The organism is Prevotella sp. oral taxon 313, assembly GCF_003043935.1.
Taxonomy (GTDB): Bacteria; Bacteroidota; Bacteroidia; order Bacteroidales; family Bacteroidaceae; genus Prevotella; species Prevotella jejuni.
Map to the genome: position 1 here is coordinate 2,153,464 of NZ_PYXE01000001.1, position 12,745 is coordinate 2,166,208.

At 41.8% G+C, this 12,745-nt stretch carries 9 protein-coding genes; 7 read left to right on the forward strand and 2 right to left on the reverse strand.

Annotated elements, in window-relative coordinates; all coding sequences use genetic code 11:
- Nucleotides 1–61: 61 nt before the first annotated feature.
- The 4 genes from AXF23_RS08530 (at nucleotide 62) to AXF23_RS08545 (ending at nucleotide 7,906) form a co-directional block, all read left to right on the forward strand.
- Nucleotides 62–955, forward strand: a complete 894-nt coding sequence (locus AXF23_RS08530) for a TIGR02757 family protein (RefSeq protein ID WP_233251266.1) — start codon at nucleotides 62–64, stop codon at nucleotides 953–955.
- A 533-nt stretch (nucleotides 956–1,488) separates the two neighbouring features.
- Nucleotides 1,489–3,645, forward strand: coding sequence for a helix-turn-helix domain-containing protein (locus AXF23_RS08535; protein WP_107624996.1), 2,157 nt, complete (start codon nucleotides 1,489–1,491; stop codon nucleotides 3,643–3,645).
- A 205-nt stretch (nucleotides 3,646–3,850) separates the two neighbouring features.
- Complete coding sequence (locus tag AXF23_RS08540) at nucleotides 3,851–4,951, forward strand: helix-turn-helix domain-containing protein (RefSeq protein ID WP_107624997.1); 1,101 nt, start codon at nucleotides 3,851–3,853, stop codon at nucleotides 4,949–4,951.
- Between the two features lie 765 nt (nucleotides 4,952–5,716).
- Nucleotides 5,717–7,906, forward strand: coding sequence for a glutamine synthetase III family protein (locus AXF23_RS08545; protein WP_009010878.1), 2,190 nt, complete (start codon nucleotides 5,717–5,719; stop codon nucleotides 7,904–7,906).
- A gap of 151 nt (nucleotides 7,907–8,057) precedes the next feature.
- Here AXF23_RS08545 and AXF23_RS08550 read toward each other — a convergent pair whose 3' ends face one another.
- Both AXF23_RS08550 and AXF23_RS08555 read right to left on the reverse strand, forming a co-directional pair.
- On the reverse strand, nucleotides 8,058–9,050 hold the full coding sequence (locus tag AXF23_RS08550) for a GNAT family N-acetyltransferase (protein ID WP_009010879.1): 993 nt from the start codon (nucleotides 9,048–9,050) through the stop codon (nucleotides 8,058–8,060).
- Between the two features lie 79 nt (nucleotides 9,051–9,129).
- Nucleotides 9,130–9,957, reverse strand: a complete 828-nt coding sequence (locus AXF23_RS08555) for a glycerol acyltransferase (protein WP_107624998.1) — start codon at nucleotides 9,955–9,957, stop codon at nucleotides 9,130–9,132.
- Nucleotides 9,958–10,704: 747 nt separating this feature from the next.
- Here AXF23_RS08555 and mraZ point away from each other — a divergent pair.
- From mraZ to AXF23_RS08570, 3 genes are read left to right on the forward strand one after another with little or no spacing between them, the layout of a single operon-like run.
- Complete coding sequence (gene mraZ, locus AXF23_RS08560; protein WP_107624999.1) at nucleotides 10,705–11,190, forward strand: division/cell wall cluster transcriptional repressor MraZ; 486 nt, start codon at nucleotides 10,705–10,707, stop codon at nucleotides 11,188–11,190.
- Nucleotides 11,191–11,213: 23 nt separating this feature from the next.
- Nucleotides 11,214–12,158 carry a 16S rRNA (cytosine(1402)-N(4))-methyltransferase RsmH gene (rsmH, locus tag AXF23_RS08565; RefSeq protein WP_107625000.1) on the forward strand — a complete coding sequence of 315 codons (945 nt, stop codon included), beginning with the start codon at nucleotides 11,214–11,216 and terminating at the stop codon, nucleotides 12,156–12,158.
- A complete protein-coding gene (locus AXF23_RS08570) occupies nucleotides 12,151–12,744 on the forward strand; it encodes an FtsL-like putative cell division protein (RefSeq protein ID WP_107625001.1) in 594 nt (197 codons plus the stop codon). Before rsmH ends, AXF23_RS08570 begins: the two co-directional genes overlap by 8 nt.
- Nucleotide 12,745: the final 1 nt, after the last annotated feature.

Here is a 12,745-nt window from a genome sequence, read left to right on the forward strand (position 1 = left end):
CTCTAATCTGTAACCCCTCATCTGATTGTAGAGGTGAGACAACAGAGCTATTAATACAACAATGTCTAAGAAGCAAAACGTAAAGAAGACATATCCTAAATGTCCAAGGACTACGAAAGCTGCGTCTCACACCCCTACCCCTCCACAGACAAGGGAAGGAAGAGGTGTGAGACGCCTTCTTAATGAAACAGAAGTAAGGTCATTACGCCGCAAACTCCTTTCGCTTGCGAATAAATACGAGGTGTCTGATTTTCTCAATGGCGACCCATCATGGTTTATGCACCAAGTGATTGGAGAACGAAATCAGGAGACTATCGCTTTCATTGCGTCCTGTCTTAGCTATGGTTCAAGAAACGTTTTCATGCCTCGCATTCAATATCTGCTCGACTGTTCGCGCTATGAACCTTACGAATGGATAAAGAGTGGGAAATACAAACTTGATATCCCTAACGACGACACGTGTTTTTATCGTCTTTATACCAATGCGATGATGTACGATCTCTTCAATGCGCTCCAAGCGATGTATGAGGTGTATGGAGACATGAAAACCTTTATTCGTTGTCATACTGGGCATAATGACGACAATTATCAACTCGAGGCTATTGAGGCAGTAGAGGCCATCTGTCATTATTTCCAAGAGCAAGAAGCTGTGGGAATCGTACCCAAAAACGCAAGCTCAAGTTGTAAACGTGTTTGTATGTTCCTTCGTTGGATGGTGCGCACTGACTCTCCTGTCGACCTCGGTATATGGTCTGACCTTATCCGTCTACGTTCGCTCATCATGCCGCTTGACACCCATGTCATACAACAGTCCTTACAATTAGGTCTTATAACAAGTAAAACCACCTCTATGTCGGTGGCTCGTAAACTTACAGACAAGTTATTAGAAATCTTTCCCGACGACCCACTAAAAGCCGACTTTGCCCTCTTTGGTTATGGCGTAAACCAGAAATAACATACAAGTCCCTACTTTTTCATGACTACGACAAGGAATCCTGATAAATCCTCCCATACCTTCTTAGGTCCTATTACTCGACCTTTCTAAAACGTCGTAAAGGAACAAGGCAAACTCATAAAAGTAAATAGAAACAGAAATCCCGACCACGTCATAAACGGAGTCGGGACCTTGTAAATACTCTCAAATTTCTAAATTACCTTTTTAATTAGGCAGCGATGTGATTGTTAACACTTACTGCCTTTGCTACTAATGCTGCTACTACAACAGCTGAAATTACTAATGAAACCATAATCTTTCTACCTTTAATGGGGAACGTTTTCCCCCAATTCATAATATGTTATCCTTTTAATTACGAGTGCAAAGTTAGGCAGAAAAACACTATCCAACAAAAGATACGCAGATGAACGTTGCCTTTTTGGCCTTTTATTATGCTGTATCAAGCCGATTGACATAAATCAAAGTAGCAACACTTGCTTTTCTCAAATATTTAAGCTAACTTTGCCTGCCGCAAACAAAAAAGGCACAAGAGAATGGAGAAAAACCAAGAATTACGCAATGCATGGGACTTTGTAGAACACACCGGAATTAGTATTTTCCTAACGGGAAAGGCTGGTACGGGCAAAACCACATTCCTTCGCGCACTTAAAGAACACAGCAACAAACGAAACGTCATCGTTGCCCCCACTGGTGTGGCTGCAATGAATGCTGACGGCATGACCATCCATTCCTTCTTCCAACTCCCCCTCTCGCCTTTTGTTCCTAATGCAAACATTAAGAATCGATTTGATTATAGCAAAGAGAAACGTAAGATTATGCGTACGCTCGACCTACTTATCATAGACGAGATAAGTATGGTAAGGGCCGACGTACTCGATGCCATCGACTCTGTGCTGCGCCGTTTTCGTGAACCCAACAAACCTTTTGGGGGTGTGCAGCTCCTCATGATAGGCGACCTACAACAACTCACTCCTGTCGTGACGCCCACAGAAGAAGAATTACTACAACGTTACTACGATACTCCTTACTTCTTCGGTTCAAAAGCTTTGCGTAGTATTAACTACGTTACGATTGAACTTACCCATGTTTATCGACAGCAAGACGAGACCTTTATCACCTTACTTAATAATATAAGGGAGGGTAACGTTTCGGAGAGCGACCTCCAAAGACTCAACCAACGTTACGACCCCACTTTTCAACCGAAGCAGGGAAGCGACTATATCAGACTGACGACACACAACAGGATGGCCGAAAGCTATAACGAAGACCAATTAAGAAATCTTCCGACAAGGGCCTATACCTTCAGTGCAGAGACAGAGGGAAACTTTCCAGAATACAACTATCCAACAGACTTCAACCTAACATTAAAGGTTGGGGCACAAGTGATGTTTATCCGTAATGATAACATTGGAAGATACTATAACGGCCGCATTGGACACGTCACCTACGTAGACAATGAGAAAATCAGCGTTCTTTGCCCTGGTGACGAAGAGCCCTTTGATGTTGAAGCAGAAACCTGGGAGAACACCAAATATACCTTGAATGAAAAGACTAAACAGATAGAAGCTGAGGTACAAGGAACTTTCAAACAGTATCCACTCCGCTTGGCATGGGCCATAACCATACATAAAAGTCAGGGATTAACCTTTGAACATGCTATCATAGACGCACAGGCATCCTTTGCGTCAGGACAGGTCTATGTCGCACTGAGTCGTTGTAAGTCATTAGAAGGTTTAGTCTTAGCCTCTCCTATCGGCAATACGGCTATCATTAACGATAGTAGAGTGAGCGATTATATCTCTCATCAAACAGAAGAGGCACAGAAGAGTATCTCCGTATTACCAACGCTCAAAGAGGAATATTATCGCCAGCTACTCATTGAGATGTTTAATTTCAACGACCTTAAAGTATATGAGGCCGCTCTCTTCCGAGTCCTTACAGAGTTCTTCTTTAAGTATACTAAGATAAATGCACTCCATAAGATGGCGTTGTCTGACTTAGAGAACAGAGTCATCGGAGTAGCGATGAAATGGGAGAAAACTATCAAGTCTATGACTACCGAGCAACTTCAGAGAGAAGATTTCAAGGAGAGAATAAAGAAGGGAGCTCTCTATTTCCATAGTGAATTGACGGAGATATTCAGCAAGACCATACCATTAACGAAAGAGGTAGAAACGAATAATAAGGTTGGGGCTAAACGCTTTGATAGTACTTACACGGAACTTAAACAGACATACGACGCCAAGCAGGACCTATTAGAGAGCATGATGGAAGAAGACTTCACCATAACAAACTATCTGACAAGGAAGCAAGAGGCTATTCTCAACAGTATTGGCGATGAAACCGAGAGAAAAAGAAGAAAGAGAAGAGAAACAAAAGACAGCCCAGCAGCTAAGAAGATTAGCACATACGAGCAGTCTTACATCCTCTATAAAGCAGGTAAAAGCATCGAAGAGATTGCTAAGGAACGTGGGCTCACCGAAGGAACCATTCAAGGACACCTCATTCCTTACATCAACAATGGAGATATAAAACTTGAAGATGTCATAGAGGAAAAGAAAATTAATATCATTAAACGTATCGCAAAAGCTGTAGGAAGAGAGAACGGCATCAAACCGATTAAAGAACAATGCCCTTCTGACATCACCTACAACGATATAAACTTAGTCATCAAAACAACCGTCCCCTGAGAGGGCCTATCGTTCTCGAGCATAGTGCTCACCTATTAGTATTGACAATATCACCTCCCCTCAGGGGCTTTATCAACCTTACAAACGAAGTTGTCTGATAACAGAAGATATGTTATCTCCTTAATCTTTCCAAAAAGAAGACTAAGAAACAAAGATTACGAGATAAATTTATTATCTTTGTATTAGACAACAACACAGACATATCATGATTTTAAGTTATGCAACATCATTAGTGGCTATCGCTGCGACAGCTATATGCTTTATCATCATTACATTAATGTATTGGAGGTCGCCAAGCGGTCCACTCACCTTCAAACGTAGAGTAATTATAGCAGACTACTGCCTGTTATTATTATATCTATGTTGCCATTTCTTTAGAAGCAGAAACGATGAAACGGAGATACTATGCGTTCCATCAATCCTTTCCTTGTATCTTCTTTGGGAATCCTTCCTCATTACTTGTACGACATTCAGTAATGGCAAGATCTATGCAAACAAGTATGCCTTATTGTTCTATAACCTTCTGCCCTTGTCTCTTCTGACGCCTCAGATGATATATGCGGCAAATGGTCATATCTATCATTTCCAGAACTACGACCAAGTGATGCAGGCTCTTAACCAAGCAATACCGATGGAGGCATATATGCGAATTGCTTTTGTAGCTGGTATCATATTCTGTATGCTACTAATGATAGTTGAAATCCTACTTCAACAGATAAAATACAAGCAACAGATCATAGAGGATAAAGGCGATATTAGAGGTGTTGCCCGACGCAACACACTGTACTTAGGGACGGGAATCCTCTTAGTTACTATAACCATAGGACAATTTATCCCTACAATAACATTCCATGCTATCTTAAAGATAGGGATTATCTTCACCGTCATAGCCATCACTCGATTCTATGTGAACCTACATAAGCACATCAAGAAATTAGAGTCTCACAGCTATAACCGGGGTAAAACAATCAAAGAGAAGATTGACCAATGGTTAGACCAAGACCCGTTCCCATTATCCAACACCGAGCTCACGATGGAGAAGACGGCAGCTTCGATAGGTATTCCTACCATGGCCCTCTCCTATTATATATATGAGTTTGCAGGTAAGACCTTCCTCTCATGGCAGAGTGAATGCCGTATGCTTCAGTGCCGCGAATTACTTAAAGACAACAACAAAAATATCTCCGAGATAGCCTACGAATGTGGCTATAGCGACCTCGCTGCAATGAGTAAAGCCTTCAAAAAGCGGTTCGGAGTGGCTCCGACAGTTTATAGAAAGAAACTTTCTGGGGAAAAAGGCCAATAACAAGACATACTTCTCAAAGGGCAACATTTATCGATGAAAAGGCCGAAAATAGAGGATAATTACAGTGAAATCTATAGTTATAATAAAAAAATAGGCTTATAACAAATATAAATCGTTTGCATGTCCTTTGTTATTCCAAAAAAATAACTACCTTTGCGAAGTCAATTAAAGATATTTCTTGAGTAGCAATCAAATTACGTTTAAATAGTTATTAGTAAGTTAATAGTCAAATTAAAGTAGTTAGGACAGTCCTCGTGAGAAGATAGCCTAATGATTTTTTTGAGTCAAATAATTTTTTGAGTTATTTAGTTAAGTGGCTGAGTGTATGTCTGCGTGAGCAGATATGCACTTTTTTTATGCCCGAAAGTTACACCTATCCAATATCTAACTTTCATCTTAATGACCCAACATGGCATTAGCACATACATACGATAGTATGCGAGTCGTTAGCCTTTATACCCTATTCACCTATTAGACATAAATAGAGAATACCGCTTTCTTTATATACCTCTCACCCCTATGATCCACATCGCCATCGTAACGTAGTATTTTCCAACGGCTCATTCAGATTATTAAATAGGAACGTAGACAGCATTAAGTACCCTATTACTATATACCGTAAACAGATAACATAATTCTTAACAAACAATTTAAGCGTTGAAATATAGGCTTTAACACACAAATAATAATATTCTTAAATACTTTGCAGGATAACTCGAAAATAGTTAATTTTGCACAGACAAGTTTCATTTTAAGACAAAGAATATGGCAAATTTAAGATTTGGAGCTATCGAAGAAGCATTCAAGAAACGCCCCTTAGAGATTAAGACACCGAAAGAACGTCCTGAAGATTTCTATGGTAAATACGTCTTCAATCGTGCAAAAATGTACAAGTATCTACCCGTTGACATTTATTATAAGCTCATAGATGTCATCGATAACGGGACACGATTAGACCGTTCTATCGCTAACGCAGTAGCACAGGGAATGAAGAAATGGGCCGAAGAGCACGGAGCAACACACTACACACACTGGTTCCAGCCCCTAACAGAAGGTACTGCAGAGAAACATGATGCTTTCATTGAACATGACGGAAAAGGCGGTATGATGGAGGAGTTCTCAGGAAAACTACTTGTTCAACAGGAGCCTGATGCCAGTTCTTTCCCTAACGGAGGTATCCGTAACACCTTTGAAGCACGAGGCTATTCTGCCTGGGACCCTACGAGTCCGGTATTTATCATCGAAGACACACTATGTATCCCGACAATATTTATATCTTATACTGGGGAATCACTTGATTACAAAGCACCATTATTAAAATCACTCCATGCTGTAAATGTGACAGCAACCAAAGTTTGCCAATACTTTTATCAAGACGTAAAACAAGTTCACACAAATCTTGGGTGGGAACAAGAATATTTCCTTGTAGACGAGGACCTCTACTTTGCTCGTCCTGACCTTATGCTTACAGGTCGCACACTGATGGGTCATGACTCTGCAAAAAACCAACAGATGGACGACCATTACTTCGGAACAATACCAGAGCGTGTGCAAGCCTTCATGAAAGACCTTGAGATACAAGCACTCGAATTAGGTATCCCTTGTAAGACTCGCCACAATGAGGTTGCACCTGGTCAGTTTGAGTTAGCACCTATCTTTGAGGAGTGCAACCTTGCCGTAGACCATAACATGCTCTTGATGTCACTCATGAAGAAGGTTGCACATAAGCATAGCTTCCGTGTTCTCCTCCATGAGAAACCATTTGCAGGAGTCAATGGTTCTGGTAAACATAACAACTGGAGCCTAAGTACCGACAATGGTATCCTCCTCCATGCAGCAGGGAAAACCCACAAAGACAACCTCCGCTTTGTTGTATTCATCGTAGAGACGCTCATGGCAGTCTACAAACACAATGGCCTCTTGAAGGCTTCTGTGATGAGTGCAACCAACGATCATCGTCTTGGAGCAAACGAAGCACCACCTGCCATCATCTCCTCTTTCCTCGGACGACAGATTAGCGACCTACTCGACCACATAGAGAAGGCTGACAAGGAGAACATCTTTAACCTAAGTGGAAAGACTGGTATGCAAATGGATATCCCAGAGATTCCAGAGTTGCTCATCGACAACACCGACCGTAACAGGACCTCTCCATTTGCCTTCACTGGTAACCGATTTGAGTTCCGTGCCGTTGGTTCTGAAGCCAACTGTGCATCTGCCATGATCGTACTCAACACAGCTATTGCAGAGGCTTTACAGAACTTCTCCGAGCGAGTAGATGCTCTGGTAGAAAAGGGAGAAGACTTGACATCAGCTATCATTGACATCGTTCGTGAGGATATCAAGGCCTGCAAGCCTATCCACTTCGATGGAAACGGATATTCTGACGCATGGAAAGAAGAAGCACGCAGACGTGGTCTCGATTGTGAGTCAAGCTGCCCTAAGTGTTTCGACCGCTACCTTGACGACGCTTCTATCAAGATGTTCGAGTCTATGAACGTCATGAAGCGTAACGAGTTAGAGGCTCGTAACGAGGTGAAATGGGAGACTTACACAAAGAAAATCCAAATTGAAGCACGTGTAATGGGCGATTTGGCAATGAACCATATCATCCCTGTGGCCACACACTACCAGAGTCAGTTAGCTAAGAATGTGCAGAATATGGTCAACATCTTCGGAGATGTAGAGGGTAAACAGCTCAGCGAACGAAATATAAAGATTATTCGTGAGATTGCTGAACGCACAACTATCATCGAGTCTGGCGTGGAGGAACTTGTCAACGCACGTAAACAAGCTAACAAGATAGAAAGTCAACGTGAGAAAGCTATCGCTTATCATGACACTATCGCACCCAAGATGGAAGCCATCCGATATCAGATTGATAAATTAGAGTTGGTGGTCAGCGACGAACTTTGGACACTTCCAAAATATCGTGAACTACTCTTTATCAGATAAAAGATAGCGATTTCATCGACAATTAATACTTTCTTCGCATCTTTACTTAGACACAGTAAAGGGCGAAGAAAGTAATAGAAGAAAGGCAGGTAATCCCAAAATCAACGGATTACCTGCCTTTCTTTTATTTCTATATATTCTTACCTTTATGTTATTCCTTCTCTTTATAGATAACATTATTAGCCCCGCTCGTAAACTTCAAAGCCTCTGGATGCTCGTCAACAAAGCTTTCTATATGCCGAATACGCTTCTCTTCGAAAATCTCATCAATGGCAATGAGTATTCCTGTCTCCTCTACATCACCAAAGCCATAGTTGATAGCAGTGCCAAAAAGCTTCATGGTTGGAGAAAGGTTCATATAGGCATTCACCAAAGGAGGGATATTATATCCCAATTCACGCACCTCATGATTTAGTATCTTATAGTCTTCTTTGAAGTTCTCACCTTGAAAGAGAGCATCCAACTCCGTCATTGGAGTGTCAATTTTCAGCGGTTTTATCGGTATTATAAGGTCATCCTTATCATCAAAATATTTCTTTAAGAAATAGAGAATCATATCCCTTCCACGTCGGATATACGAAGGATACATCGTCATCTTACCGAAGAAGTATTTACATTCAGGGTACAATACCGTTAATGCTCCCAGCCCATCCCAGAGGTTATCCAGCGCAAAGATGCTCTTAGAATTCTTACGAACGTTCTGGTAATCCAACGAGACAAACGAACGTCCAAGCTCAACGGTATAAGGAGCATACTCCTTCATAAACTTATCAGAGAAATGGAACATGTGACTTGTTGCCACCTTTGGTTGTCCGTTCTGGTCTATCTTCCACTCGCTACCAAAGATATAACGATACCCACCGATAATCTCCTCGGCCTCAGGATTCCAAACAATCAACTGCCTACAACAATTCTCCATCGTGTCGAACTCATCGATATCCATCGATTTTCCCGTTCCTCCACCCGCTGAACGGAAAGCTATCTCACGCAAACGTCCAATCTCCTTCATCACGTTAGGAGCTGTTTTAGCAGTCACAACATAAATCTCATTGTGACTCTTGTTTGTCGTACGAAGCATCCGGTCAGGAGTCAACTCGCCCTTGAGTAGTTCCTTGCTGATGGGTTGGATGATTTCTTCTTCCATATATTCTAATAAATCTTTTCTTTCTCTATATCTTATCGAGTGGTAAATCACTTCACCTTGTCTCCACTGAAGCTAATGATTATAGCTCGTAAACCATGTCTTCGACATATTTTGCCCATTCCATCGGTGTACGACTCTTATCGAATGTCTGCCAAGGGATAGGCTTCCCTATCGCTACTCGGAATGTCTTACCAACATTTCTATACATTTCATCGACAAGGAAGAGCATGGCAATATTCACCTTCTTGACGTATTTATCACTGAAATGAGCGATGCGATAGAACCGATCTGAATTGCGTCCACCAAAGAAGATAGGGACTACATCACGCTGATACTCTATACTCTTCGTGATAAAAGTTTTCTTCCACTCTAAATCATGTATCTTTCCATTAATCTTACGACTATTCAGTCCAGCTGGGAACATCAAGATATGATTGTCACTTTGAAATCCAGCCTCAACCATTCGAGGGAAATCACGGCTCTGTTTTCCCGTCTTGTTGATACCAATACTTACTGATTTCAATCCAGGGAGATTGAGTAATAAATCGTTAACCAGGTAGCGGAACTTACCATCATAGTGTTTCCCGATAATAGAACCGAGTGCTACACCATCCTGCCCACCAAGGGGATGATTTGAGACAAAGGTATAGAGCTTACCATCGTCCTTCTTTGGGAGATTTTCTAACCCTTCGATTTGTAGCGTCATATCAAGATAACGCACACACTCCGTGAGCCACTCCGTACCTGTCAAGCCACGACTTTCCCAAAGAAACTGGTTCACCTCGTCTTCATGGAGGATACGTTTTAGCCAATTGACAGCAAAAGACGGAACGAATTTAGCCTTCGCTCCCATCTTATCTCTTAGAATCTTGTCAATGTCTATCGTCTTCTCTATTTCTTCACTCATGTGTTCTATTCTCTCCTAACAAAGTGCAAAAATAACGAAACGATTTGGAATAGCCTGCTTTTTTTGCGAAAAATATGGGCTTAAACATAAAAAAATCATGTCATTAACTCGGTTGGGAGCACTCCTTAAAAGTCAAGTTCCCGATTATGCCCCACACTTTCTCATATCCCCCACTTTACTGACACACAACGAAACAAAGGCATAATATTAGCAAGAAAACGACTTCAACGCTTCCTAAAATAGATAATTTTCTTCGGAGAGAAGCCTTGATAAAGATTGCCACAGTCCTCTGTTTTGTAATAAAATTTCACCCTCTTAAAAGTAGACTACGCCCAACAACGTTACAGACAAGGCCCTTCAAGCCTATAGAAGACGCCCTTCTTGAAGCTTACTAACGCTCTTCTTGAAGCTTATTAGGCGTCTTCTTCATTGCCACCTCGCAAATATTTGAATACATGATACTTACACCAACATCCATAACCAGCTTTTCAGCCCTCAAAGAAAGACTTTTACACGGTTTAACTGTAAATATATTTCAAACAAGTAAACAACCGACATTGTCCACTCAACCAACAGTAAGACTCAAGCGCATGCTCTTGAATGATAATCATGAGGGAAGTAACGCCTCTTGAAGCGTTAATATAATAAAAATTAAGAGCGTTCTTAAAATATTGTGGAGTATAGTGGGGATATGTGGGGAAAAATGTGTAACTTTGAAGCCAAATACAGCTTTATAAAAAGACAGGTATGAGATTTTTAGGAAATATCGAAGCAAAAACAGACGCAAAAGGGCGGGCTTTCCTGCCAGCAGTCTTTCGCAAGGTGCTTAACGCATCTGGCGAAGAGTCGTTGGTATTGCGCAAAGATATCTTCGAACCCTGTCTGGTTCTCTACCCCGAGTCGGTATGGAACAAACGAATGGATGCACTTCGCAACCGTCTAAGCCGTTGGAGCCGTCGCGACCAAATGATTTATCGGCAATACGTCACCGATGTTGAGATGATTACATTGGATGGTAACGGTCGTTTCCTAATACCAAAGCGATATCTGAAGATGGCCAATATTGACCAACAAATTAGGTTCACAGGGATGGACGATTGTATTGAGATATGGGCAAACAAAGCTGACAACGAGCCATTTATGTCGGCTGAAGAATTTAGCAAAGCCATGGAAGAAACCATGGGGATGGAAGGAACCTTCTGGATTGACACTCCTTCACAGGACAACGAGTAATCAACAACACAAGAATCAACAGCATGATTAAGACTGCAGAATGTTATCATATTCCCGTACTCCTCAACGAAAGCATTGAAGGACTAAACCTTCATGCGAATGGAGTCTATGTGGATGTAACCTTCGGAGGTGGAGGTCATAGCCGAGAGATTCTTTCTCGCTTAGGAGAAGGCTGTCATCTCTATAGCTTCGACCAAGATGCTGATGCCGAGCAGAACATTGACAGCATGGGACTAAGCGATGAGCAAGTGAGCCGTTTCACGTTTGTTCGCTCTAATTTCAGATATTTGAAGAACTGGATGCGGTATTATGAGACAGACCATTTAGACGGACTCCTTGCCGACCTTGGCGTCAGCAGTCATCATTTCGATGATGAGACTCGCGGCTTCTCCTTCCGCTTCGAGGCCCCGCTTGACATGAGAATGAACAAAAGAGCAGGACTGACAGCAGCCGACATCCTTAACGACTATGACGAAGAACGATTGGCAGACATACTCTATCTCTACGGAGAACTGAAACAGTCACGCCGTATCGCCTCAGCCATCGTTAAAGCAAGAGAAAAGAAAACATACAAGACGACGAATGATCTACTGACGACCATCGAACCTTTCTTCCAACGGGCACGAGAGAAGAAAGACATGGCAAAGATGTTCCAAGCCCTTCGCATTGAGGTAAACCACGAGATGGACGCTCTGAAAGAGATGCTCACAGCAGCAACCGAGTTGCTTCGTCCTGGCGGTAGACTCTCTGTTATCACCTACCACTCATTAGAAGATAGAATGGTGAAGAACATTATGAAGTCGGGTAACATCGAGGGTAAAGTGAAGCAAGACTTCTTCGGACGAATAGAGACACCCTTCCGATTGGTCAATAACAAAGTTATCACAGCAAGTAACGACGAACAAGAAAGAAACCCACGAAGCCGAAGTGCAAAACTAAGAATAGCAGAAAAGAAAGCAAATGAATGACGAGAACGACAAGAAGAAGCCAATGGCAACGGAGCAAGCCCTCACAGAAGAGATAACACTCTTCACTGAGAATGAGCCAAACACTACGGAGCCACTCATCAAGACAGAAGCTGTAGAGGAGACAACACAGGCCTCTGCCAACAATGAAGCTGTAACACCACTAACAGAAGAAGAAGAGAAGGAGAAAGAAGAAGAGGAGGAAGTCGAAAAGATTAAAGCTGCTATAGAAGAGCAAGCACGTGAAGATGAGCAACCGCAATCTTCTAACTTTACCTTGAGAAAGATATTAGGTGGTGATATTCTCTCAGCACGGCTCCTTCGTAATAACATCTGGTTGATTATCACCATCGTCTTCTTTACCATCGTCTATATATCAAATCGATATAGCGTACAGAAGTATCTTATTGATATTGATAAGTTAAGGAATGAACTGGACGATGCTAAATATCGTGCACTATCAAGTAGTAGTCAACTCACTGAGAAGACACGTGAGAGCCATATACTTGAAATCTTGAAGACAAGAAAGGACAGTGTCCTAAAGATGTCAGACCGTCCACCTTATATTATAGATGTACCCGAGAAATAAG

What these genes read in the sequence shown, in the direction of transcription:
- AXF23_RS08570 (WP_107625001.1), top strand. Translation starts at nt 12,151, where the DNA reads ATGAATGACGAGAACGACAAGAAGAAGCCAATGGCAACGGAGCAAGCC.
- AXF23_RS08555 (WP_107624998.1), bottom strand. Translation starts at nt 9,957, where the DNA reads ATGAGTGAAGAAATAGAGAAGACGATAGACATTGACAAGATTCTAAGA.
- AXF23_RS08540 (WP_107624997.1), top strand. Translation starts at nt 3,851, where the DNA reads ATGATTTTAAGTTATGCAACATCATTAGTGGCTATCGCTGCGACAGCT.
- AXF23_RS08545 (WP_009010878.1), top strand. Translation starts at nt 5,717, where the DNA reads ATGGCAAATTTAAGATTTGGAGCTATCGAAGAAGCATTCAAGAAACGC.
- AXF23_RS08530 (WP_233251266.1), top strand. Translation starts at nt 62, where the DNA reads ATGTCTAAGAAGCAAAACGTAAAGAAGACATATCCTAAATGTCCAAGG.
- mraZ (WP_107624999.1), top strand. Translation starts at nt 10,705, where the DNA reads ATGAGATTTTTAGGAAATATCGAAGCAAAAACAGACGCAAAAGGGCGG.
- rsmH (WP_107625000.1), top strand. Translation starts at nt 11,214, where the DNA reads ATGATTAAGACTGCAGAATGTTATCATATTCCCGTACTCCTCAACGAA.
- AXF23_RS08550 (WP_009010879.1), bottom strand. Translation starts at nt 9,050, where the DNA reads ATGGAAGAAGAAATCATCCAACCCATCAGCAAGGAACTACTCAAGGGC.
- AXF23_RS08535 (WP_107624996.1), top strand. Translation starts at nt 1,489, where the DNA reads ATGGAGAAAAACCAAGAATTACGCAATGCATGGGACTTTGTAGAACAC.